The sequence below is a fragment of the Streptomyces sp. NPDC006193 genome, from assembly GCF_040613915.1.
In the GTDB taxonomy this organism is placed as follows: domain Bacteria; phylum Actinomycetota; class Actinomycetes; order Streptomycetales; family Streptomycetaceae; genus Streptomyces.
The window spans coordinates 83,818-107,465 of record NZ_JBEXTB010000017.1 but is presented as its reverse complement, the minus strand read 5'-3'; the positions used below and the strand labels follow the sequence as shown (position 1 = coordinate 107,465).

Here is a 23,648-nt window from a genome sequence, read left to right as displayed (position 1 = left end):
CTCGGCGGCGCCGGCTGACAGGCGGTCAGAGCAGGCGCCGGATGTCGCCCCGGACGCGGTAGAAGCCGCCCGCCGCCGGGTGCAGGGCGTCCACGACGTACCGTGCGCCGGGTTCCCGTATCGCACGGGGGAACTGCACGTTCCAGGAGGAGTTGTATCCCTCGGAGACGACGTGGACCCGCAGCCGGCCGCCTTCCCGGGTGCACTCGACCACCACCGCCCCGGCGGGGGCCTGGGCGACCGTGGCCACCGAGGTGACGGTCGTGGCCGGAGCGTACGTCGGCAGGGCGGCGGCGAGCTTGACGTCCCGCACCACCGGCACGGTGCCCTGCTGGGCGGCGGAGACGGCCGCCTCGCTCGCGTCGACGCAGACGAGGGAGCCGTCCGTGGTCACCAGGTAGAGGCGCTCGTCGTGGTACTGCATGGACAGCGCCGAACCGCTGCCCGTGCCGAGCTTCCACAGGCGCGTGCCGTCCCGGTCGAAGCAGTAGACGGAGGAGGCCGCGTCGCCGGCGAAGACGTACCGGCCGCCGGGCGAGGTGGCGCACGAGTACACGCTGCTGTCGCACGCGTACGTCGCCTCGACCGCGCCGGTGTCCTTCGACAGCCGCTGGACCACCCGGTGCGCGGTGCCCGCGTACACCGCGTCGTGCTCCTGCCAGCCGAACAGGACGCCGCCCCGGGTGCGGGTGTGCCACAGCTCCCGGCCGCCGTCCGGCGCGTAGGCGGTGACGCCCTGGTGGTGGCCGTGGTAGACGGCCCGGTCGTCGGCCCGGACCATCCAGGCGTGCTCGCCCTGGCTGCGGCGGGACCACTGGTGCTCGTCCTCGTGGTCGATGACGGTGAGCCTGCCCTCGCGGTCCGAGACGTCGAGGACGCCCTCGTGGATGTCCAGCCAGAAGATGTCGACGTCGGCCGCGATGTCGTAGGCGGCGAAGGGCAGCTTGGAGGAGAGGTCGTAGACCTTGCCGTCGTCGCAGCCGGCGTAGATCCAGAAGTCGTCGGCGACCAGGCACTTCACACCGTCCGGCAGACTGTACCGGGCCAGGACGGCGCCCTCGTGGTCCAGGGTGTAGACGTCCCCCGCCTGGTTGCCCACCCAGCAGTGCTCGTCGTCGACGTGGATGCCGAACGCGGCCGAGCCGGTGCGGAACCGCCACAGCACCGGCGCCACCGCCCGCGCCGTGGACGGCGCCGAGCTGACCTGGCGCCGGGTCACCGCGCGTGGGGCGCGCTGTCCCGGAACGGCCGGGGCGTATCCCTTGCGGACCTTCTCCCCCACCTTCTTCGCCGCAGCGGCCCGCGCCTTCTCCGCGGTCGGGAACGTCGTCGTCTGCGTCTGGCCGGCAGCCCCGATCCTGCCGTAGCGCACCGTCACCACCACGCCGTCGACGGTCACTTCATAGAACTTGTGCGCCCCGCCGCCCTCCTGCGACAGCTCCAGATACGTCGTCGACACCGTGGACGCCGTGGACATGGCAGACCCCTCCCCAGGGACGGACCTGCGGCCGTTCCAGCAGGTCCTGACTGCTCCTCACCGTAGGGGGACCCACTGACAACGGCCCTCCGGGACCGCGCGGTCCCGGCCTGCGGCGACGGCGGACGGACCCGCGGCCAGGGCGGGTCGCGGCAGCGCCGACCGCGCAGCACGACGACGTCTGAGCACCGCCGGCAAGGTGCTGCCGTGGCGCTCACGCCGGCGGTGTACGCCTCCCGCAGGAGCCCCACCGCGGTCAGCCGACCGGATCGGGTCGGCTACACGGCCTGGTCCGTCAGCTGCGGGTAGAGCGCCGCCAGGTCACCGGAGAGTGCCGCCTTGACGCGTCGGCTGAGGTCGTCCGCGAGCACCTCGTACGCCCCGGACTCGACGCCGTCCAGCGCGAGGGCGGCGACATCGCGCGGCGCGGACTTGGGCGCGTCGACGTGCGCGGCCATGTCGGTGTCGACGTAGCCGACGTGCAGCCCGGTGACGCCGATGCCGCGTGGCGCCAGTTCCAGCCGCAGGGAGTTGGTCTGGGACCACAGCGCCGCCTTGGTGGCGCTGTAGGAGCCCGCAAGGCCGACCCAGGAGAGCACGGAGTGCACGTTGAGGAGGTGCCCTCCGCCGTTGCGCTCGACGACCGGCACGAAGGCCCGGGTGACCAGGAGCGGGCCGTAGAAGTTGGTCTCGAACTCCCGGCGCACGTCCTCCAGCGGGGCGTCCAGGAAGGAGGTCGCGCCCAGCGAGACGCCGGCGTTGTTGACCACGACGGTGACGTCCCGCGCCCGCGCCGCCGCCTCCTCGACCGAGCGGGGGTCGGTGACCTCCAGGGCCAGGGGCACGGCGTCGGGGTGCGTCACGCTCCGCGGGTCGCGGGCCGTGGCGTACACCTTGGCGGCGCCGCGCGCGTACAGCTCCTCCACCAGTGCCTTGCCCAGGCCGCGGCTGCCGCCGGTGACCAGCGCGACGGAGTTCTTGATCGAGGTCATGTGCATCTCCCAGGGGAAACCGATCGGTTTACCACCACGGTAAACCGATCGGTTTCCGACCGCAAGGGCGGGCTGCCGGGATGCCCGGCCGGTGCGGCCGACGGGGCGGGGAACGGCCGAGCGCGCGGATTGCCGTTCCCCTCCCCCGCCGGCAGGCCCGCCGCCGGTCGCAGGCCGGGACGGCGCGCCGGCCGCGGGACCACGGCGCGGGCGGACCTCCCGCACGCGACCGGCTCGTTCGGACCCTCCGACGCCGAGCGCACCGGCGGCGCCGCAGTCCGGGGAGAACTCGAAGCGCGTCGCTGCGCCCGGCATCGCGTGGGGCCCGTCCGGCGGGACCCGGCCGGGTGAGGCGCGGCGCGGCGACCGCCCCTGCGGCACCGCCCCGGCCCGCCGGAACCGCAGGCGGAGCCGGGTGCGTGCGGCAATCGCCGCCGCCTATCCGGCGCACGCCGGGCCGCTCGGGGCCGCAGCGCGGCCCGGAGCGCCCGCTCCGGGACGAGCGTCTTCCGGTGCCCGAACGCCTGCGCCGAGGTGCGGTGGGGGCTCAGGGGGCTTCGATCCGCGCAGCCCCGAGGGGACGCGGCGCACGCTCCTCACCCCGCCCGCCGCGGCTCCCCCCGCACCGGCCGCCTGCCCCTTGCGGGCCGCCGGCGTGTGCCGATGCGCGGGTGCGCCCTCGCCTCCGGGATCCGACTTCGGCGGTCCGCCCGCGGCGCGGGCGTGCGCGGCGCCCTCCCCCGGCCGACCGTGGAGCGGCGTGGTACGGGGTGGGCGATGGTGCGACGCTGGGGGGAGAGGTGTCCGACGAGGGGACCTGGAGGGCCGATGGGGCGCGATGTCCCGGCGCTCGTCTTCACCCGCGAGGACCGCCGCCGGTACCGGATCAAGATGCAGTCGTGCCTGGACGCGCTGGCGCAGATGCTCCGCGAGGCGCGGTTCGAGTCGGAGCGGCCGCAGGTCGGCCTGGAGATAGAGCTGAACCTGGTCGACGAGGCCGCCGAACCGGCGATGCGCAACATCGACGTGCTGGAGGCGCTCTCCGACCCGGCGTGGTCCACCGAGCTGGGCCGGTTCAACCTGGAGATCAACGTTCCGCCGCGGCGGCTGACGGCCGGCGGCCCGGACGCCTGGGAGTCGGAGATCAGGGCAGCGCTGAACCACGCCGACGAGCGGGCCCGGTCGGTCGGTGCCCGTCTGATCATGGTCGGGATCCTGCCCACGCTGCGGCAGGAGGCGATCGGTGAGGGGGCGCTGTCGGAGAACCCCCGCTACCGGCTGCTGAACGACCAGGTCTTCGCGGCCCGGGGCGAGGACCTGCGGATCGAGATCGACGGCGTCGACCGGCTGCGGACCTACGCGGACACCATCACCCCGGAGGCCGCGTGCACGAGCACGCAGTTCCATCTGCAGGTGTCTCCGGAGGAGTTCGCCGCCTACTGGAACGCGGCGCAGGCGATCGCCGGGGTCCAGGTCGCGCTCGCGGCCAACTCCCCGTTCCTGTTCGGCAAGGAGCTGTGGCACGAGACCCGGATCCCGCTGTTCGAGCAGGCCACCGACACCCGCCCGGAGGAGATCAAGGTGCAGGGGGTGCGGCCCCGGGTCTGGTTCGGGGAGCGGTGGATCACCAGCGTCTTCGACCTGTTCGAGGAGAATCTGCGCTACTTCCCGGCCCTCCTGCCGCTGTGCGACGCGCAGGACCCGGCGGAGACGCTCGACAGCGGCGACATCCCCGAACTGGGCGAACTGACCCTGCACAACGGCACGATCTACCGCTGGAACCGGCCCGTCTACGCCGTCTCCCGCGACCGGCCGCACATCCGGGTGGAGAACCGGGTGCTGCCGGCGGGCCCGACCGTGGCCGACACCCTCGCCAACGGCGCTTTCTACTACGGGCTCACCCGCGCCCTGGTCGAGGAGGACCGGCCGGTGTGGTCGCGGATGTCCTTCTCGGCCGCCGAGGAGAACCTGCACGCCGCCGCCCGGCACGGCATCGACGCCCTGCTGTACTGGCCCGGGATGGGCGAGGTACCGGTGCCGGAACTGGTCCTGCGGCGACTGCTGCCGCTCGCGCACCGCGGGCTGGAGCGCTCGGGGATGGACGAGGCGTGGCGGGAACCGCTGCTCGGCATCATCGAGCAGCGCTGCGTGACGGCGCGGAACGGCGCGGTGTGGCAGAAGGAGATGGTCCGCCACCTGGCCGACACCGAGCATGCCGGCCGGCACGAGGCGTTGCGGCGGATGACGCAGCTGTACATCGACTACATGCACCTCAACGCCCCGGTGCACACCTGGCCGGTCGACTGACGCACCGCGACGGCGGAGACAGCTCCTACCACGCCGACGGTGACGCACGGCGACGGCGGAAGCGCGCGCCGCGTCGAAGGCGAAGCACCGCGACGGCGGAGGCAGCGCGCACGGCGCCGGCGTCGCCACGGCACGGCGGCGAGGCGGCCCGCCGCCTCCGCACGGATGCACGGACGCAGCGCGGCGCGGCCGCGAGGGCGGCCCGCACGGCGCGGGCCACGGGGCCGGGCGCCCAGGGGGCGTCCGGTCAGCCGGGGCCGCGGCGTCCGACGCAGCGCCGCGCCGCGTCGCGTCGCGTCGCGTCGCGCGAGCATCCGCGCACGCCCGGTACGGGCGAGCCGATCCGGGCGGAACCGCTAGGCCGGTGGGCCGGCGGGCCGTTCCAGGCTCGTCGCGGGACAGGCCGCCGCGTCCGGCAGGTGGACCTTCGCCCACCCCGCCAGTTCCCGCAGTGCGGGCTCCAGGGCCGCGCCGGCCTCGGTCAGCCGGTAGGACACGCGCAGGGGCGGCCCCTCGTCCACCTCGCGCAGGACGAGACCGGCCGCGCCGAGTTCCGCGAGCCGGTCGGACAGCATGCGTTCGCTGATGCCGGGGATGGCCCGCCGCAGGTCGGCGAAGTAGGCCGGCTGCTCCACCAGGACGGACACGATCGGACCGCTCCAGCGTTTGCCGAGCAGCTGGAAGACGCGGGTGATCCCGTCGTCCACCCGCTTGCACGCCGCGCTGTCGTGGTTCTCGTACGCCGCCATGATCCCAGAGTACTACCCCGACGTAGGGGGGTGAGAAAAAGTAAGTCCCTGTGCTAGAAATAGCTCCATACGAAACATGAGCCGGACGTGCCGTCGCGTCCTGCCGCCCCGAACTCTCCTGGAGACACCCATGGCGACCCTGCTGCACATCGACTCGTCCGTGTTCCCGACCGAGGCGTCGGCCTCCCGCGCCGTGACGGAGACCTTCCGCAGGCACTGGGAGGAGCAGCACCCGCACGGCACGGTGATCTACCGCGACCTGGCGGCGCAGCCCGTCGCGCACATCACCGCCGAGGCGCACCTCGCCGGCTTCACCGACCCGGCCGGCCACACCCCCGCGCAGGCCGCCGCCTTCGCCGAGCGGCTGGAACTGATCGAGGAGCTGGAGCGGGCCGACGCCGTCCTGATCGGCGCCCCGATGTACAACTACTCGATCCCGTCGACCCTCAAGGCCTGGCTGGACAACGTGATCCTCATGGGCCGCACCGCGGGCGAGAACCCCTCGGCCAAGGGCACCCCGGTGACCGTCGTCGCCAGCCGGGGCGGCTCCTACGCGCCGGGCACCCCGCGCGAGCCGTACGAGTACGTGCAGACCTACCTCCAGGCCGTCCTCGCCGACGGCCTCGGCCTGGACGTGCACTTCATCGTCCCGGAGCTGACGATGGCCCCGAAGAACCCGGCGATGGCCGAGCTGGTCCCGCTGTACGAGGCCTCCCGGGACCGGGCCTTCGAGGACGCCGCCGCCCGGGCGAAGCAGCTCGCGGAGCGCCTCGCGGCCTGAGCGGCCCCCCGGTCCGGGCGCCGGAGGACCGCCCGCCCGGCCGGCCGGCCCCGGACCCTCGAGCGCCGTGCCGCGCCCAGGCCGCCGGACCGGCACCGGCCGAGCGGGCGCGGCAGCCCGGGCCGACGGGCGGCCGGCGGGACCGCGTGCCCCCGGGCTCAGGTCAGGGCGATGACCAGCGGAACACCCCGGCACGGCACCAGCCGCAGGCCGCCGTGCGTCGCGGGGCGCCCCTCGGCGAGGAGCCTCCCGAAGTCCGGGCCCCTGGTGAGGGAACCGGCCAGGTGGGCGGGGTCGGTGGAGGCGGCGACCCGGCCCCGGGCGTTGACCAGGCGGGCGGGGCGGGCCAGCCGCCGCAGCAGCGGCAGCACGGCCGCCTCGAAGTGCCGCAGGTACACGTCGGCGGCGGCCACCCCGGCGAACCGCCCCTGGACAACGACCGGTTCGGACAGGGTGAGGCTGTACTCGTCGGAGCACAGGTAGTCCACGTACGGCCCGGCGACGGCCCGGCGGCCGGTGTCGCGGGGCAGCGCGAACCAGTCCCAGTGCGTGTAGTCGCAGTACGCCGAGCGCCCGGGGTCGAGGTCGAGCAGGAGCGGGCGTACGTCACCGCGGGCGCCCCGCTGCCACCATTCCAGGCAGACCGGTACGTCGGTCAGCAGGCCGGGGGCCGCGACGAAGCCGGCGCCGGAGACGAGTTCCCCGCGGCCCAGCCGGAGATGCAGTCCGGGGCGCAGGGCGGCGAGGTCGGCGCTGACGGGCGGGCGGCCCTCGGCGGCCACCCGGTGCAGCAGGGCGGCCGTCTCGGCGCGGGTGGCGGCCACCGTCTCGAAGACGGCCTCCAGCGCGCCGCCCACCTGTGCCGCCACCCACGTCTCCGTGTCCGTGGCCGGCGCGGCCAGTCCGGGGCTCCAGCCCATGATGTCCTCCAGCGGACGGCGACCGGACGCGGCGCGGTCAGAGCGTGAGACGGACGGCGACGAGCCGCGCCGCCGATTCCGTGACGCACCGCTCGGCCAGCGTGCCGGCCGTTTCACGGGCCCCATCCTGCACCGCCGAGACGAGGGAGCGGTGACGCTCCGCAACTTCTTCACGATATGGGTCGTCGGCGAGGACGAGGCACAGCAGGGCTCCGACCTCGCTCTGCAGGGCGACCTGCTCGCGGGTGAGGCGGGCGGACTGGGCGGCGGCGGCGAGCTCGACGTGGAAGCGGCCGTACAGCCGGCTGCGGGCCGGGGCCTCCTCGGCGGCGGCCAGCTCCCCGGCGGTCCTGCGCAGCGGGTGGAGGTCCGCGGGCTCGGTGCGCTGGGCGGCGAGGCGGGCGGCGGCCCCGGACAGGGCGGCCCAGTGGTCGCCGAGGTCGCGCAGTTCCTCGGTGCTCCAGCCGCGCAGCCGCGTACGGAGGCGGTCGTCGGCGGGGACCTCGGGCAGGGAGACGAAACTGCCGCCTCCGCGGCCCCGGCGGGTGACGACCAGTCCTTGCTGCCGCAGGGCCATGAGCGCCTCGCGCAGGGTGACGGTGGAGACGCCGAGCTGGCCGGCGAGTTCGCTCTCGCCGGGGAGCTGCTCCCCCTCCGCGAGGAGACCGAGCTCTATGGCGTCGCCGATGCGGCGGACGACGGCGTCCACGCGGGCCCGGTTGTCCACCGGGCTGAAGACGGCCCTGCGGGCGCCTCCGCCGCTCTCGTGCTGCCTCACGGTCACCACCTCGTGCGTTGACTGAAGCTTTACCCTAAGGGCCTCTTGAGCTTTGAACTATGACTTCATATGTTTGCGGTCAACGTCCAGCCCGCCAGAAAGGTTCCCCTATGGAGGGAATTGCGATCCGGCTGCAGAACCTGAGCAAGTCGTTCGGCGAGACGACCGCCGTGGACGGGATCGACCTGGAGATACGGGACGGGGAGTTCTTCTCGGTGCTCGGCCCGTCCGGCTCCGGGAAGACGACCGTCCTGCGGCTCGTCGCGGGGTTCGAGACACCCGACCGGGGCCGGATCGAACTCGCCGGGCAGGAGGTCACCGGCCTCCCGCCGTATCAGCGGGACGTGCACACCGTCTTCCAGGACTACGCCCTCTTCCCGCACATGACGGTCGAGCAGAACGTCGCCTACGGCCTGAAGGTCCGCAAGGTGCCGAAGGCCGAACGGCTCGTCCGCGCCCGCAAGGCGCTCGCCGAGGTCCGCCTCGAAGGCTACGGCCAGCGGCGCCCCGCCCAGCTCTCGGGCGGGCAGCGCCAGCGCGTCGCCCTCGCCCGCGCGCTGGTCGGCCGCCCCCGGGTGCTGCTGCTGGACGAGCCGCTCGGCGCCCTCGACCTCAAGCTGCGCCAGCAGATGCAGGTCGAACTCAAGGCGCTGCAGCGGGAGGTGGGCATCACCTTCGTCCTCGTCACCCACGACCAGGAGGAGGCCCTGACGATGAGCGACCGCATCGCCGTGTTCGACCGGGGCCGCATCGCGCAGGCCGGCACTCCCGCGGAGATCTACGAACGGCCGGCGTCCGCCTTCGTCGCGTCCTTCGTCGGCGCCTCCAACCTCCTCGACGGCGAGACGGCCCACCGGATGACCGGCTCGCCGGGCACGTACAACATCCGCCCGGAGAAGATCCGGGTCCTGAAGGAGTCGGCCGAGGCGGACGAGCCGGAGCACGCCACCGCCACCGGTACCGTCGCCGAGGTCGTCTACCTCGGCGACGCCACCCGCTTCCTGGTCGACCTGGACGGCGGCGGCCGGCTCACCGCCCTGCAGCAGAACCTCGCCACCTCCTCCGCGGACGTCGCCGCCTACCGCGGCGCCCGGGTCCGCCTCCGGTGGCACCGCCGGCACGCCGTCCGGCTCCCCTCCTGACCAGCCCCCTCCCCATGGAGTACGCCGTGCGCCTCACCCGTCCCCTGCGCGCCGCCGTCTGCGCCGCCGCCCTGCTGCTCGCCGCCGCCTGCGGCTCCTCCGGCTCCTCCGACTCGTCCCCCGCCGGCCTCAATCCGCCCTCACTGAAACCGCCGGCGAAACTCGGCAAGCCGGAGGGCCAGGTCAATCTGATCGCCTGGGCCGGCTACGTCGAGGACGGCTCCAACGACCCGAAGGCGGACTGGGTCAGCGGCTTCGAGAAGCGCACGGGGTGCCAGGTCCACGCCAAAGTCGCCGCCAGCTCGGACGAGATGGTCAAACTGATGAAGACCGGGGAGTACGACGCCGTCTCCGCCTCCGGCGACGCCTCCCTGCGTCTGATCGCCTCCGGTGACGCGGCCCCCGTCAACACCGCACTCGTCCCCCACTACAAGGAGGTCTTCAGCGGGCTGAAGAACGGCGCCTGGAACTCCGTCCGGGGACAGATGTACGGCATCCCCCACGGCCGGGGCGCCAACCTGCTGATGTACAACACGCAGAAGGTGAAGCCCGCGCCCACCTCCTGGTCGGCCGTCTTCGACGAGGCACCGGCCCACAAGGGGCACGTCACCGCCTACGACTCGCCGATCTACATCGCCGACGCCGCCCTGTACCTGAAGGCCACCCGGCCCGAGCTGAAGATCGAGGACCCGTACGCGCTCGACCGGAAGCAGTTCGACGCGGCCGTCGCACTGCTGAAGCGGCAGAACGCGAACGTCGGCGAGTACTGGAGCGACTACCTGAAGGAGGTCTCCGCCTTCAAGAGCGGCGACTCGGTGATCGGCACCACCTGGCAGGTGATCGCCAACCTCGCCGCCTCCGAGGGCGCGAAGGTCAGGGCGCTGGTCCCGAAGGAGGGGTCGACCGGCTGGTCCGACACCTGGATGGTCTCGGCGAAGGCCGCACACCCCAACTGCACCTACAAGTGGCTGGACTGGATCGTCTCGCCCGAGGTCAACGCCCAGGTCGCCGAGTACTTCGGCGAGGCCCCGGCCAACTCCCGGGCGTGCGCCGAGACCAGCGACAAGAACTTCTGCACGGTCTACCACGCCGCCGACGAGGAGTACTGGAAGAAGATCGCGTTCTGGAACACGCCCATCGAGCAGTGCCTGGACGGCCGCCGGGACGTGCGGTGCGTGCCGTACGCCCAGTGGGTGCAGGCCTGGACCGAGATCAAGGGCTGAACCGTGACGACCGAAGCGACGACCGCCGCCGGCCGGGGAACCGTCCGGCGGCTCGCGGGAACCCTGCACCGCAGGCCCCGGCTGCGCCTCGCCCTCCTGCTCACCGCCCCCATGCTGTGGCTGGCCGTCGTCTACCTCGGCTCGCTGGCCGTGCTGTTCCTCTCCGCCTTCTGGACGACGGACTCCTTCACCTCCCGGGTGGTGAAGGTCTGGTCGACGGACAACTTCCACCAGCTGTTCACCACACCGGTGTTCCGGCAGGTCGTCCTGCGCAGCGTCGGGGTGGCCCTCACGGTGACCGTGCTGTGCGCGGTGATCGCCTTCCCGGTCGCCTTCTGCACCGCGCGCGTGGCCCGGCCGCGCCTGCGTCCGCTGCTCGTCGTGGCCATCCTCACCCCGCTGTGGGCGAGTTACCTGGTGAAGGTCTACGCCTGGCGGCTCATCCTGTCCGAGGGCGGCCTCGCCGACTGGATGCTCGCGCCGTTCGGTCTGAGCGGTCCCGGCTACGGGCTGCCGGCCACCGTCCTCACCCTCACATACCTGTGGCTGCCGTACATGATCCTGCCGGTCCACACGGCCCTCGAACAGCTTCCGGACGGCCTGCTCGACGCGTCGGCCGACCTGGGCGCGCGGGCCGGCCGGACCTTCCGCTCGGTGGTGCTGCCGATGGTGCTGCCGTCGCTCGCCGCCGGGTCCGTGTTCACCTTCTCGCTCAGCCTCGGCGACTACATCACCGTGCAGATCGTCGGCGGGAAGACCCAGCTCATCGGCAACCTCGTGTACTTCAACATCGAACTGAACCTGCCCATGGCCGCCGCCCTCGGCACCGTGCCCGTGGCCGTGATCGTCCTGTACCTGCTGGCGATCCGCCGCACCGGCGCCCTGAACAGCCTGTAGCCCCGGCCGTGACGGCCCCGTACGCCTTCGGGAGGAGCGCCATGCATCTCAGCCGTACCGCGCGCATCGCCCTGCGCACCGGCGCAGGGCTCGGTTTCGCGGTGATCTACGCCCCGCTGCTGCTCGTCCTCGTCAACTCCCTGAACCCCGACCGCAGCGCGGGCTGGCCGCCACCGGGGCTGACCGGGCACTGGTGGTCGGTGGCCGTCCGCAACCCCGGTGCCCGCGAGGCGCTGTGGGTCTCGGTGAAGGCGGGGCTCGGGGCCACCGCCGTCGCCCTGGTGCTCGGCACGCTCATCGCGTTCGCGGTGGCCCGGCACCGCTTCTTCGGCCGGGACGCGGTGTCGTTCGTCGTCGTCCTGCCGATCGCGCTGCCCGGCATCGTCACGGGCATCGCCCTCAACTCGGCCTTCGGCACGGTGCTGGCACCGCTCGGCGTGGGCCTCGGACTGTTCACCGTGATCGTCGGGCACGCCACGTTCTGCATCGTCGTGGTCTTCAACAACGTGGCGGCCCGGCTGCGCCGTACGGCCGCCTCGTACGAGGAGGCGGCCATGGACCTCGGCGCGACCGCCTTCCGCGCGTTCGCCGACGTCACCTTCCCGCTGGTCCGCTCAGCGCTGCTGGCCGGCGCCCTGCTCGCCTTCGCCCTGTCCTTCGACGAGATCGTGGTCACCACATTCACGGCGGGGCCCGGCATCCAGACGCTCCCGCTCTGGATCTACGACAACATGACCCGTCCCCAGCAGGCCCCCGTGGTGAACGTCGTCGCCGCCGTCCTGGTCCTGCTGTCGGTGATCCCGATTTACGCCGCCCAGCGGCTCTCCGCGGACACGGCGACCTCCAGCCGCGTCTGAACGGCGGGCGCCGTCCGTTTCCTGCGACCGCACCCGGGCAGCCGCACCCGGACACCACCCGTACCCGGACAGGGGGGAGCACATGAGCACACAGCCGACCGCCGGCCCGGCGGCGACACTGCGGGCGGCCTACGAAGCCGCGTCGGCGGTGGTCGCCGGTCTCGGCGACGACGAGTCGTGGCTGCCGACCGGCTGCACCGGCTGGGCGGTGCGCGACCTCGTCTTCCACTGCCTCCAGGACGCCCAGCGCGGTCTGGTGGCCCTGCACACGCCCGCGGACGGGCCCGCCGACCGGGACGCGGTGACGTACTGGCAGGACTGGCGGCCCGGCACCGCCGGGGCGGCGAACGGCCGGCGCTGGGCGCGGGTCAACGGCAGCATGTTCCTCGACTTCGGCCAGTTGCGCGCGCTGTACCTGGAGACGCTCGCGGCGGCCGCGCACGCGGCGGCCGCCGCCCGGCCCGGGCTGCGTGTGGCCACGCAGGGGCACGTGCTGACGGCCGGCGACCTGATCACCACCCTCGCGGTCGAGGCGACCGTCCACCATCTCGACCTGACCGTCCACCTCCCGCATGCGCCCGGCCCCTCGCGCGAGGGTCTGGCCGCGGTGCGCGCCACCCTGGACGCCCTGCTCGGCCGGCCCGCCCTCCCGCAGTGGAACGACCTGCACTACGCACGCGTGGCCACCGGGCGCGCCGCGCTCACCGGCGCCGAGCGCGCCGCCCTCGGCGCCGCGGCGGAGCGGTTCCCTCTGTTCGGCTGACGGGGTGTCGCCCGGCTCCCGGCCGCACCGCCAACACGGGGACACAGGGCGGCGCCACCAGCGCGGTGCGGGGCCGGGCGCCCGGGTCGATGGAACCCTGCGCCCATGAACAACCCTCCCAGCGTCTCCAGTTATGTCGACCGGGTCACCGCCGGCCCGGGCGGCGCCATGACCGACGAGGTCGGCGTCATCACGGGCGATCTCACCGTCGCGACCATCCTGGGGTCCGACGGGCACAGCGTGCGCGTCGCCGTCCAGCAGTCCGGCAGCGACACCTGGTACACGCTCGCCGGCAGCCCCGCCCCCGTGCCCGACGGGCAACTCGCGGCCTACCACCGGGACCTGCTGGGCCGGATCCGCCGCGGCGGCGGCACCCGCGCCACCTGACCGGGCGGCCACGGCGCGCGCACCGCCCGCACCGGGAGTTTCGGCGCGGGCCGCCGGGGAAACCGGTGCGCGTGGTGGCGTACGAGCCGGAGCAGCGTGTGCGCGTGCCCGCACTGCGCGCCGGCTGGCTGACCCAGACGTTCCTGCACTGGGCGTACCCCCCGGAGCGGGTGCAGCGCCTGCTGCCGGAGGGCCTCGCCGTGGACACGCTGGACGGGGCGGCGTGGGTGAGCCTCACCCCGTTCGTCATGGCCGGTGTGCGCCCGCCCGGGTCCCCCGCCGCCCTGCCGTCCTTCGCGGAGACCAACCTGCGGACCTACGTCCGTGACCGGGACGGCCGGGACGGGCTGTGGTTCCTGTCCCTGGAGGTGGCGTGCCCCGCGATGCTCGCGGCCCGCGGGCTGGGGGTGCCGTACCGCCTGGGCCGCCTGGCCGTGTCCCGGCACGAGGCCTCCGTCCTCTACACGGGCGTCCGGCGGCGCGGCGGGCCCGGGTACCAGGTGTCCGTCCGGCCGGGCGGACCTCTGCGGCCCGGCCCCCTGGACGTGTGGCTGACGTCCCGGTGGCGGGCCTACAGCAGGCGGTTCGGCGTCCTGTGGGAGACACCTGTCGAGCACGAACCCTGGCGGCTGCGCGGGGCGCGCCTCGACCGTGCCGAGGAGACGCTCACCCGGGCGGCGGGCCTGCCGCCGCCGGACGCGGAGCCGGTCGTGCACTTCTCGGACGGGGTGCGCGGAGTCCGGCTGGGCGTACCGCGCCCGCTGCGGCCGGGACGCGGCCGGGGAGGGGAAGACGGCCCGCCGCGATGACGACTTCGCGCACGCGCACCGCGCCCGGGCGGCGCGGACGACCGGCGGGAGACCGGCCCGGTCAGCGCGGTGTCCGGCCCCCTGCCCGGTGCGGTCCCGCCGTGTCCGCCCGCCGGAACAGGCCGCAGAGCGACAAGGCCGGGAGGAGGACCGCGGCTCCGCGGGCGAGGCCGATCAGTCACGCGGAGAGCACGGCCGGCCGGGAGGCCGCCTCGCCGTCGCCAGCCGGGCGGAGGTCCACACCGGTGCGGGTGCGTCCTCGCGGGCCGCGTCCTGCGCACAGGCGGACCGCCGCCGGACGGGCGCGGGGCGAGCGCGGACATTTGTGCGGGCCAGCCGGTGATCACGGCCGTCGGCGCGCCCGGCCGGCACCCGGCCGGAGGCCACCGCGCACGCGACGGCACCGAGGAAGGACGGGGGTGACCGGCGAGGAGATAGCGCGAGGGCGCTCCCCGGTGCCGGAGGTCCACGGCCGTGGTCCGCCGCCGCTTCCTGACGCCGGCCCACGGCCTCCAGCGGGGTACCCCCTCGGCGCCGCCGCGAACATGCCCGGCGGCCCGGAAGTGATTCCGCCGCCCCGGCCCGCCCGGGCCGCCCCCGAGCCGGTGACCGGTTCAGCCGGTGGCGCGGCGGCGGGCGTACGCCTCTGTCGTGATCTTCATGCGGGGGTCGGCCGGGCCGCACTCCAGCATGGTGGCGGCCGGCCGGACGTCACCGAAACAGCGGCGCAGCACCGGTCTGCAGGACTCGAAGTCGGCGCGGTCGGGCAGCAGGTAGCGCACGCGCACCTCGTCGGCGATCGGCGAAGGTGCACCCCGCCTCGGCCAGCGCCGCCGCGATGGTGCGCAGGCACTGCCCGAGATCGTCATGGTGGCGTAGTCGAAACCGGTCGTAGGGGACACAGGCACCGAGTCCCCGTCGACCACGGCACGGGCGTAACCGATCTGCTAGGCCGTCGCGCGCTGCCCGCTCTGCCGGGGGGACGGTTCGGAGCGGAGGGCCTCGTCCTGGACGAGCAGGGAGAGGAGCGCGGCCACCGTCAGACCCATGCCGGCCTCCGCGGGGTGGCGCAGCACCTTGCTCGGGTCGATCCGGTAGGTGTTGGTCCGCCCCTCCCGGGTGTGGGAGAGGTATCCGTCCTGCTCCAGGTCGGCGATGATCTTCTGCACCGCGCGCTCGGTGAGCCGGCAGTGCGCGGCGATGTCACGGATACGCGCGTTGTGGTCGTCCGCGATGGCCGCCAGTACGCGGGCGTGGTTCGTCAGGAACGTCCATCCCCTGTGTGGCTCGGGCACTCCATCCATGCCCCGAGTCTACGTCCCGGCTTTCACGCATCCAAAAACACGTACTACATTTCATGCATCCGTTGACGTGTTTCCGGCTTCCGGGGCAACGTGGAGGAGCACCTCGGCGATCGATGAGGGAGTCAGCCGTGTACGAGCCTGCCCGCACCGCACCGTCCCTGCCGGCGCCGGACTTCCCGCGGCTCGCAACGCCGGGACGCGAGGGCCTGGCCGGCGGGCTGTCGGTCTCCTGGGCGCCGGACGGCAGCCGCGTCCGCGTGCGCGTCCGGGGCGACCTCGACCTGGACTCCGGCCGCCGGCTCCGCCAGGGCCTCGACGAAGCGCTCGCCCATGCGACCGGCGGCCTGGACCTGGACCTGAGCGGCGTCGGCTTCTGCGACTGCGCCGGCCTCAACGTGCTGCTGGAGCTCCGGCACCGAGCGCTCGGCCAGGGCAAGACCCTGGTCGTCCGCGCCGGCGCCCCCGCCGTCGACAGGCTCCTGCGTCTGGTCGGGGCCGATGAGCTGTTCGCCTCCCCGCAGGAGCAGGAGACGCGGTCACCCCGTCCGGTGGCCGCCGCTTCCCCGGAGGCCGGAGCGTCGGGCGCCCCAGCGTCACCGGGCGCCGGGTCTGCGCCGACCCGGCCGCACCGCGCCGGGAGGCGCGAGGCCTGCCGGTCCTGAGCGCCGGTCCGGGCCTCGGGTACGGGCGCAGCCACCCTTCAGACGGCCTGCTGGGAGGCGGCGGCGTCGGGGTGCAGGTCGTCGAGGGTGAGCGGGTGCGCGGGAGCGTCGGGCAGCACGATCCGCCGGGTGGTGTGCAGGCCGGGGCCGACGTGGAGGAGTTCGCCGGGCTCCAGGGGGCGCCAGTGCGGGTTGTCGTCCATGCGTTCGCTGGCGACGACGACGGCGGGGTGGTCGGCCAGGCCGGCGGAATGGATGCGCATGCGGCCGTGACTGCCGCTGTGGTCCAGGTGCCGGGTGCCGTGCGGGCCGCCGGCGGGCCGCTCCAGGACGTACAGCGCGTGGGTGTCCGGATAGCGCAGCGCCCACAGCTCGCCGGGGGTGACGAGGATCAGGTTGAGGGCGTACAGGGGCAGGTTGCGGGCGATCCAGCGAGCGGCGTGCTCGATGCCGGCGGTGACGTCGCCGCCGTGCTCGCGGGTCTGCCGGGTGATGAGGGCGAAGAACCGCTCGGAGTCGGTGTCGCCCTGGACCAGCGCCCGGTCCTCGCCCAGCCGGTCGTCGAGCCGGCCGAGGCCCTCGACGACCCCGTTGTGCGCGAACAGGCGCCCGTCCTGCTGGAAGGGGTGGGTGTTGCGGGGGTCGAGGCCGCCGGTGGAGGCGAAGCGCACGTGGGCGAGGAAGGTGGCGGACTCCACCTGCCGGGCGTCCTGGGCGAAGGCGCGGTCCCGGTAGGCGGCGATCGGCGACTTGTCGACGTGCGGGGCGCCGGCGGCGGTGAAGTACCCGAGGCCGGTGCCGTCGGGGTCGCGGTGGCTCTGCCGGCGGAGGCTGTCGGGCGCGTCGAGGAGCCAGAAGGTGGCGCGGGTGCGCCGCGGCGCACTGCTCAGCCCGAACAGACGGCACACGGGAGTCCTCCATGACGGTCGGCCGGACGGCGGGGCGGTCGGACGGCGGGGCGGTCGGACGGCGGGGCGGTGGGCCGGTCGCGGTGTGAGGGCGGCAGGGTGGCCGGACGGCGGGGCGGTGTGAGGGCGGCAGGGTGGCCGGCGGCCCGGTGCGCCTGCGGTCAGCGGCGGCCCGGGCGGCCGGAGTTCTTGGTCTCCGCGCCGTGGGCGAAGCCGCCCTCCGCGGCGTCGCGCTGCGGTTCGTGCTGCTTGTCCAGCCGGGGCAGGACGCGCCGCAGATCCTCCAGGAGCAGGTCGGCCAGGTCGTGGCTGAAGCCGTTGCGGACCACGACGCGCAGGACGGCGAGGTCGGTGCGGTTCTCCGGGAAGGTGTAGGCCGGAACCAGCCAGCCGCGTTCGCGCAGCGCGGCCGACACGTCGAAGACGCTGAAGCGGTCGATGCCGTCACGGAGCCGGAAGGCGAACACCGGGATGTCGCCGCCGTCGGTGATGAGCTCGAACGGACCGAGGCCCGCGATCTCCCGGGCCAGCCGGGTGGCGACGTCGCGGCAGGTCTGCTGGACCCGCCGGTACCCGTCGAACCCCAGGCGGAGGAAGTTGTAGTACTGGGCAACGACCTGGGCGCCGGGGCGGGAGAAGTTGAGCGCGAACGTCGGCATGTCGCCGCCGAGGTAGTTGACGTGGAAGACCAGGTCGTCGGGGAGGGCGTCCGCGTCACGCCACAGCGCCCAGCCGACCCCGGGCATGACGAGGCCGTACTTGTGGCCGGAGGTGTTGATGGAGGCGACCCGCGGCAGCCGGAAGTCCCACTCCAGGTCGGGGTCGAGGAAGGGGGCGATCATCGCCCCGGACGCGCCGTCGACGTGGACGGGGACGTCCAGGCCGGTGCGGGACTGCAGGTCGTCCAAGGCCGCGGCGATGCCGGCGACGGGCTCGTAGCTGCCGTCGAAGGTGGATCCCAGGACGGCCACGACGCCGATGGTGTCCTCGTCGCACAGCTCGACCGCCGTGTCGGGAGTGAGGTGGTAGCGGTCGCCCTCCATCGGGACGTAACGCGGTTCGACCTCGAAGTAGTCGGCGAACTTCTCCCAGCAGATCTGCACGTTGACACCCATGACCAGGTTGGGCCGGCCGGCGGGTCGGCCCTCGGCGCGGCGCCGGTGCTGCCAGCGTCGTTTCAGCGCGAGTCCGCCGAGCATGGCCGCCTCGCTGGAACCGGTGGTCGAGCATCCCACCGCGTGGCGGGGGTCGGCGGCGTGCCAGAGCCGGGCGAGCATGTGGACGCAGCGGGTCTCCAGTTCCGCGGTCTGCGGGTACTCGTCCTTGTCGATCATGTTCTTCTCGGCGCACTCGGCCATCAGGCGCCGGGCCTGCGGTTCCGCCCAGGTGGACACGAACGTCGCGAGGTTCTGCCGGGCGTTGCCGTCGAGCATCAGCTCGTCGTGCACCACCTGGTAGGCGATGTCCGGCCCCAGCTCCGCCTCGGGCAGCGCGTACCGGGGCACCTGGAGGGGCTCGCGGCTGAAGATCGGATTGATCTCCAGGTCGCGGCTGCCCCCTCGGTCGTCGTGCTGCACCGTCATACGCGCTCGCCCCTCTCGCTGCGGGTGTGGCTCTGTCGGTAGTTCCCCTCGACCACGCCACGAACACGGCATACCGGGAAGAACCGCCCACCCGCCGAGTCCGCTCGCCCGAGCGCCACTGGGTGGCGCTCCGCTGCCGTCGCGTACCGCGTCACGCACCGCCGCCGTCACGTACCGCAGCCGTCACGCACCGCAGCCGCATCCGGTCCGGCTCGCGGCCGGTGTCAGCGCGTGCGGCCGGCGGCCGGCCGCGCGGTGCCCGTGTGGTGCAGCACGAGCAGGGCGATGTCGTCGGTGCGCTGCCAGCTGGTGCCCGCCCTGCTGACGAGGGTGTCGATGAACGCGTCCAGGTCCCGGGTGTCGGCGAGGGCGACGTGGCGTGCCAGACCGGCGATGGCGTCGTCGAGGTCCACTCCCGGCCTCTCGACGAGGCCGTCGGTGTAGAGGAGGAGCAGCAGCCCCGGCGTGAGCGGAACCTCGGTCACAGGGAACACGGCGCCGGGATCGATGCCCAGGAGCGGTCCGGGCGGCACGTCGAGGCACCGGGCTCCGCGGCCGGGGGCACGCGTGATCGGCGGCGGGTGGCCGGCGCTGGCCAGCGTCACGCGGCGGGCGGCGAAGTCGAGACGGGCGTAGAGGCAGCTGGTGAACAGGTCCGCGCCGAGGTCGGTGAGGAGCCGGTTGGTCGCCGAGAGCACCTGGTCCGGTTCCGCGCCGAGGGCGGAGTGGGCGTGCACGGCGGTCCGGACCTGCCCCATGAGAGCGGCGGCGGCCGCATCGTGGCCCTGGACGTCTCCGATGACGGCCGCGGCGGCGGTGTCCCCGAGCGGGACGAAGTCGTAGAAGTCCCCGCCGATCTCCATGCCCCGGGTGGCGGGCAGGTACCGGGCGGCGACGCTCACGCCGGCGACCGCGGGCAGGGTGCGCGGCAGCAGCGCCTGCTGGAGGTTGTGGGCGAGGTCGTGCTTGGTGTCGTAGAGGCGGGCGCGGTCGAGGGCCTGGGCGACGAGACCGGCGAGGGAGGTCAGGACGGCGCGGTCCTCGGCCGGGAACGGGCGGGGCCGGTCGTAGGAGAGGATGCAGCAGCCGACGGGCCGGCCGGAGACGATCAGCGGCAGGAAGGCCCAGGCCTGCTTGCCGCTGACCGCCGACGCCTCGGGGTAGACGCGCTGCATCTCCGGCAGGTCGGAGAAGAACGCGGGGATGCCGGTGGTGAGGACCCGCCCGGCCGGGGTGAAGGCGGTGCCCAGGGGAAGGCCGTCGAGACGCTCGATGGCGCGCGGGTCGTAGCCCCGGTAGCCGGTGATCCGCAGCCGCCCGGCGTCGGCGGTGGACAGGACCAGGCCCTGGGCGCCGAAGGCGGGCATGACCTGGTCGGCCACCAGGTCGATGACGTCCTGCACTCCGACGACCTCCGTCAGCCCGGCGGCCAGGTGCATCAGCTGGTAGAGGCGCCCGGCGGGGGCCGGGGTGGCGGTGCGCGCGGTCAGGGGAGACGCCGGGTACGGCGGGGGCTTCGCGCCGCTGGGCACGATACGGACGCTGATGCCGCTGGCGTCCGGGTACAGGTGGAAGTCGAGCCAGCCGTCCGGCGGGCGGCACGCGGTGAAGACGACGGGCTCGCGGCTGATGACCGCGGCCCGGTAGCGGTCCTCGTAGGTCGGTTCGTCGAGCCAGCGCAGGGACTGCCACGGCAGGGTGCCGAGCAGCTCGCCCGCCTCGTGCCCCAGCAGCGCGCAGGCGCCCGAGCTGAGATAGGTGAAGCGCCCCTCCAGGTCGAGGGCGCAGCTGCCGCCGGGCAGCCGTTCGACGAAGTCGGCGGCGGCCAGCTCCGGCGCCTGGGCCCGGCGGACCGCTGCGGTGGGCGGCACGCGCGGCCGGCCGCCGGGTGCGGGGAGCCGTCCGTGCTGCGCGGCTTCCTCCAGCAGCCGGCCCAGACGTCCGCAGCTGGCGGTGATGAGCCCCCGCTCCCGCTGGGTCATGTACGCGGGACGGGCGGCCGGCCACATCAGCAGCAGCGTCCCCCACCGGCCGGCGCCGCCGACCGGTGCGGCGGCCAGTGCGAGCGGGTACGGCAGCGCCATCGCGGTGCGCGGGTAGCTGCGGGCCATCTCGTCCTGGCTGCCCACCCACACCATGCGGTCCTCGCGCAGCGCCTCGGCCACCGGCGCCGGTGCGGTCATCGGGATCCTCGTCCACGGCTCCGCGAGGTCGGCCGGCACCCCGTGCAGCAGGGCCAGGAAGAGCTGCTGCTCGTCCGGGGTGAGCAGGTACAGGGCGCCGATGGACGCGCCCGCCCGGCGCACGGTGTCCCCGAACGCGGCATCCAGCGCCTCCGCGTCCGTTGCCCCACCACCCGCAGTGGTCACGAGGCGCCTCCAACCCGGCAGCGCCGCCTCCCGGAACGTCGTACGGAGAAGCCCCTGCGGACCGGCGCCGGCGTGCGGCGCCGGCCCGGTCGCCGCGGCCCGCTCCTAGGGGGACGGTACGCCCCCCGGCGCAGGTCGGCACGCCGTCCGGCCCGGCATTCCTTTCCGGGTGAGCCGGGGCCCGCTGCCGGGAGCGCGCGCAGGGCCACGCCGGCGGGGCCGGCACGTCTGCGGCGTGCGCGGGTCCTCAGCCGGTCGCCGTCCGGTGCGGGGTCAGCGGGCGGGGCCCGGCGCCGGGCCCCGCCCGCCGGCCAGGACGACGATCTCGTCGCCGTCCGTCCAGCGTCGGCGGGCTGTCTTGGCCGGGTTGATCCGTATCCCGTGGTCGGGCACCGAGCTGGCCTCGGCGCCGCTGCGATAGCCGATGGCGCACTCGCCGTGGTCGCGTGCCGCCGCGACGACCGTGGCGAAGGACGCCTCACGGCCGGGCAGGACGTACTCCGCGGCCGGGCGCAGGTGGACCTGTGTGCCCTGGGCGGAGAACAGTTCCTCGAACACGGCCGCCAGGTGACGGTTCTGGGAGATCTGCGCCATGAGCAGGCCGATGAGTTTCCCGCTGATGATGACGTCGGCTCCGGGGCCGATCGGGGCCAAGGGCCGGTTGCTGTCGTCGGTGAGCTCGGTGACCACCGGTAGTTCGCGGCCGGTCTCCCGTTCCAGGTGGCGCAGCACGAGCAGGGTGACGAGCGTCCGGGTGTCGGCCTCCTGCGCCCGCTCCCCCGCGACCGGGTCCTGGCCGAGCACGATGATGCTGTCGTAGCGGGTGAGGTCCAGTGCGCGCAGGGTCCGGGGGCGGGTGGGATCGCCCGCCCGGAAGACCGTCGTGAGACCGGTCGGGGCGGACGTCTCCGCTCCGCGCCCCTCGGGCGCCGCGGTGCGGTCCCCGCCGGCCACGACGTCGACGACCGAGCCGGGCGCGGCGTGGCGGCCCCATTCCCGCAGGACCAGCGGGGCGCGGCGGTTCCAGCCCAGCACAAGTGCCCGACCGGGCCGTTCGGGCACGGGCCGCCGGGTGCCCATCGCCGCCTCCTCGACCGACTGGGAGCAGTCGGCGCACTCGGCGGTGTCGTCGTCGGCCGTGATGACGACGAGCCGGTCCGCGGGCTCGATCCGCGTCCGCGCGGGCGGGTTGAGCCACGGCCTGCCGTCACGGATCAGGCCGACGACGCTCGCGGTGGCGTAGGACAGCAGCGCGTCGCCGAAGGTCCGGCCGGTCAGCGACGCGGCCGAGGTGACGTAGAACTCGTCGCCGGCGAAGTCGAGGAGTTCGCGGTGGACGAGGGAGAGGCCGGGGCGGCGGGCGGCCTGGACGATCAGCCGGGCCGTGACCGCATCGCTCTGCAGGACGACGCCGTGTGCTCCCGCGGCCAGGCGGGCCGCCAGCAGATGGCGTTCGTCCCGGACCGCGGCGACGACGGACGGTTCGCCGCGGTGCCCGGAGCGGGCTGCGCGCAGGGCCAGCAGCGTCCGCACCACCTCGGCGTCGGCGTGCGGTTCGTCGGGCGGCAGCACCAGTACCGAGTCCGCCGTGCCGGGGCCGGCCAGCGCCAGCACTGCGGGGTCGGTGGTGGGCCCGCTGCGGCAGATCAGCCGGGTACGGCGGGTGCGCCCCACCGTGCCGCACAGGGCCTCCTCCATGGCGGTCTTGTCCCGGTCGGCCAGGACCACCACGGCCGCCCGCCGCTGGTTCGCGTTGGCCGCGATCAGCTCGGCGACCACGGTGAACACCTGCTCCGACCAGCCCAGCACCACCGCGTGCCCGTGTTCCAGCACCGTGGAGCGGCCGCGTCGCAGGGCGATGAGCCGCTCGGTGAGCCCGGTGGTGATGAGACCGACGAGCGTGGAGACGTACAGCAGTGCCACGAGCGCGAGCAGGAGCGACGTCACCACGCGCAGCGGGGGGCCCGTGACGCCGCCCAGCCGGAGCGTGTCGCCGGTCCGGCGCCACACCGCGGCCAGTTTCGCCGGCAGGGAGTCCGGTGCGGCCGGGTCCGTCCACACCAGCACCGCGCTGGCGGGTACGACGACGGCCAGACACACCAGGGCCAGCCAGCCGACGAGGGCGGACGTGCCGCGCGCCAAGGTGCTGTCGAACCGGTACCGTGCCCTGGCGCCCCACCGAGGCCCCTGCTGTGCCACGCCTCTCCCCCTCGCCGCGCCGCGTCCCGGTTCGCCACTGTGCCGCAGCAGGGCGCTGAGCAGGAGGGTTCGCCGCTTCGTTCCCTCGATCGGGGCAATGCGACGCCGCGTCCGCGAGGTCGGCCCGGACCGGGAGCACGGCCGGGCGATCCCGGTCGGGCCGTGCGACGGCGGGGCGGCGGAAGCGGTGCCGTGCCGGCCGCGCGTGCCGGCCGGGCGATCGCACGGGCCGGCGTCCTGCCTCCTGGAGGCGGACCAGGAGGGGATGGTGGTCCGTCGGTCCGGTGTCCGGCTGCCGGAGGGGCGGGCGCGCGGGCGTCGTGGGGCGGCGCATTCGGCAGCGGCGGATTCGGCAGCGGACCCGGCGGACTGCCGGGCGGGCGGACTGCTGGAGGCGCGCGGACTGCTGGAGGCGCGCCGCAGGGCCGACGCCAGGACTCCCGCCGCAGCGTTCGGTCAGGCCCGTCGGCGTGCCGGGACGTCGGGACGTCGGGGGGCACGTCGCCGTGGGAGGTGGACGTCCTGGGGCACCTTCTGGCAC

The 23,648-nt window shown here is 74.3% G+C and carries 20 protein-coding genes and 1 pseudogene; 10 read left to right on the top strand and 11 right to left on the bottom strand.

Translation table 11 applies throughout. From position 1 onward, the window contains the following. Window positions 1-25: 25 nt before the first annotated feature. The gene (locus ABZ261_RS17845) at window positions 26-1,477 is read right to left on the bottom strand and encodes a WGR domain-containing protein (protein ID WP_356860120.1); all 1,452 of its coding nucleotides are present in this window, start codon (window positions 1,475-1,477) and stop codon (window positions 26-28) included. A 278-nt stretch (window positions 1,478-1,755) separates the two neighbouring features. Next, window positions 1,756-2,469: an SDR family oxidoreductase gene (locus tag ABZ261_RS17840; RefSeq protein WP_356860118.1), complete on the bottom strand. Its 714-nt coding sequence runs from the start codon at window positions 2,467-2,469 to the stop codon at window positions 1,756-1,758. 828 nt (window positions 2,470-3,297) lie between these two features. On the opposite strand from ABZ261_RS17840, the gene ABZ261_RS17835 reads away from it, so the two are divergent. Then, window positions 3,298-4,776 carry a glutamate-cysteine ligase family protein gene (locus tag ABZ261_RS17835; protein ID WP_356860116.1) on the top strand — a complete coding sequence of 493 codons (1,479 nt, stop codon included), beginning with the start codon at window positions 3,298-3,300 and terminating at the stop codon, window positions 4,774-4,776. A gap of 356 nt (window positions 4,777-5,132) precedes the next feature. Here ABZ261_RS17835 and ABZ261_RS17830 read toward each other — a convergent pair whose 3' ends face one another. Further along, on the bottom strand, window positions 5,133-5,525 hold the full coding sequence (locus tag ABZ261_RS17830; RefSeq protein ID WP_356860114.1) for a helix-turn-helix domain-containing protein: 393 nt from the start codon (window positions 5,523-5,525) through the stop codon (window positions 5,133-5,135). A gap of 130 nt (window positions 5,526-5,655) precedes the next feature. Between ABZ261_RS17830 and ABZ261_RS17825 the strand changes: the two genes are divergently transcribed. After that, window positions 5,656-6,306 (top strand): NAD(P)H-dependent oxidoreductase, encoded by a 651-nt coding sequence (locus ABZ261_RS17825; RefSeq protein WP_356860112.1) that lies wholly within the window; start codon window positions 5,656-5,658, stop codon window positions 6,304-6,306. Window positions 6,307-6,464: 158 nt separating this feature from the next. Here ABZ261_RS17825 and ABZ261_RS17820 read toward each other — a convergent pair whose 3' ends face one another. Together ABZ261_RS17820 and ABZ261_RS17815 are read right to left on the bottom strand one after the other, a co-directional pair. Continuing rightward, complete coding sequence (locus tag ABZ261_RS17820) at window positions 6,465-7,226, bottom strand: hypothetical protein (RefSeq protein ID WP_356860110.1); 762 nt, start codon at window positions 7,224-7,226, stop codon at window positions 6,465-6,467. 37 nt (window positions 7,227-7,263) lie between these two features. Next, the gene (locus ABZ261_RS17815; protein ID WP_356860108.1) at window positions 7,264-8,004 is read right to left on the bottom strand and encodes a GntR family transcriptional regulator; all 741 of its coding nucleotides are present in this window, start codon (window positions 8,002-8,004) and stop codon (window positions 7,264-7,266) included. A gap of 110 nt (window positions 8,005-8,114) precedes the next feature. Here ABZ261_RS17815 and ABZ261_RS17810 point away from each other — a divergent pair, with 110 nt between their 5' ends. From ABZ261_RS17810 to ABZ261_RS17780, 7 genes are all read left to right on the top strand, one after another. Further along, complete coding sequence (locus tag ABZ261_RS17810; protein ID WP_356860106.1) at window positions 8,115-9,146, top strand: ABC transporter ATP-binding protein; 1,032 nt, start codon at window positions 8,115-8,117, stop codon at window positions 9,144-9,146. 14 nt (window positions 9,147-9,160) lie between these two features. After that, on the top strand, window positions 9,161-10,369 hold the full coding sequence (locus ABZ261_RS17805; protein ID WP_356860104.1) for an ABC transporter substrate-binding protein: 1,209 nt from the start codon (window positions 9,161-9,163) through the stop codon (window positions 10,367-10,369). A 3-nt stretch (window positions 10,370-10,372) separates the two neighbouring features. Beyond that, on the top strand, window positions 10,373-11,266 hold the full coding sequence (locus tag ABZ261_RS17800; protein ID WP_356860102.1) for an ABC transporter permease: 894 nt from the start codon (window positions 10,373-10,375) through the stop codon (window positions 11,264-11,266). A gap of 41 nt (window positions 11,267-11,307) precedes the next feature. Further along, window positions 11,308-12,123 carry an ABC transporter permease gene (locus ABZ261_RS17795; protein WP_356860100.1) on the top strand — a complete coding sequence of 272 codons (816 nt, stop codon included), beginning with the start codon at window positions 11,308-11,310 and terminating at the stop codon, window positions 12,121-12,123. Between the two features lie 82 nt (window positions 12,124-12,205). Then, complete coding sequence (locus ABZ261_RS17790) at window positions 12,206-12,886, top strand: maleylpyruvate isomerase N-terminal domain-containing protein (protein WP_356860098.1); 681 nt, start codon at window positions 12,206-12,208, stop codon at window positions 12,884-12,886. Between the two features lie 105 nt (window positions 12,887-12,991). Further along, window positions 12,992-13,273: a hypothetical protein gene (locus ABZ261_RS17785; protein WP_356860096.1), complete on the top strand. Its 282-nt coding sequence runs from the start codon at window positions 12,992-12,994 to the stop codon at window positions 13,271-13,273. 98 nt (window positions 13,274-13,371) lie between these two features. Further along, entirely contained in the window at window positions 13,372-14,082 is a 711-nt protein-coding gene (locus ABZ261_RS17780; protein WP_356860144.1) for a DUF2071 domain-containing protein, read from the top strand. 614 nt (window positions 14,083-14,696) lie between these two features. Here the strand turns inward: ABZ261_RS17780 and ABZ261_RS17775 are convergent. After that, window positions 14,697-15,026 (bottom strand): annotated as a pseudogene (locus tag ABZ261_RS17775) (Rid family hydrolase). Window positions 15,027-15,029: 3 nt separating this feature from the next. Beyond that, the gene (locus ABZ261_RS17770) at window positions 15,030-15,386 is read right to left on the bottom strand and encodes a helix-turn-helix domain-containing protein (protein WP_356860094.1); all 357 of its coding nucleotides are present in this window, start codon (window positions 15,384-15,386) and stop codon (window positions 15,030-15,032) included. 128 nt (window positions 15,387-15,514) lie between these two features. Here ABZ261_RS17770 and ABZ261_RS17765 point away from each other — a divergent pair, with 128 nt between their 5' ends. Next, on the top strand, window positions 15,515-16,048 hold the full coding sequence (locus ABZ261_RS17765) for an STAS domain-containing protein (protein WP_356860092.1): 534 nt from the start codon (window positions 15,515-15,517) through the stop codon (window positions 16,046-16,048). A 38-nt stretch (window positions 16,049-16,086) separates the two neighbouring features. Here the strand turns inward: ABZ261_RS17765 and ABZ261_RS17760 are convergent, their stop codons facing one another. The 4 genes from ABZ261_RS17760 to ABZ261_RS17745 form a co-directional block, all read right to left on the bottom strand. Beyond that, window positions 16,087-16,956, bottom strand: coding sequence for a class II glutamine amidotransferase (locus tag ABZ261_RS17760; RefSeq protein WP_356860090.1), 870 nt, complete (start codon window positions 16,954-16,956; stop codon window positions 16,087-16,089). Between the two features lie 161 nt (window positions 16,957-17,117). Next, entirely contained in the window at window positions 17,118-18,539 is a 1,422-nt protein-coding gene (locus ABZ261_RS17755) for a glutamate decarboxylase (RefSeq protein WP_356860088.1), read from the bottom strand. Window positions 18,540-18,763: 224 nt separating this feature from the next. Continuing rightward, entirely contained in the window at window positions 18,764-20,908 is a 2,145-nt protein-coding gene (locus ABZ261_RS17750) for a SpoIIE family protein phosphatase (protein WP_356860086.1), read from the bottom strand. Between the two features lie 273 nt (window positions 20,909-21,181). After that, window positions 21,182-23,107 (bottom strand): NAD-binding lipoprotein, encoded by a 1,926-nt coding sequence (locus ABZ261_RS17745; RefSeq protein ID WP_356860084.1) that lies wholly within the window; start codon window positions 23,105-23,107, stop codon window positions 21,182-21,184. Window positions 23,108-23,648: the final 541 nt, after the last annotated feature.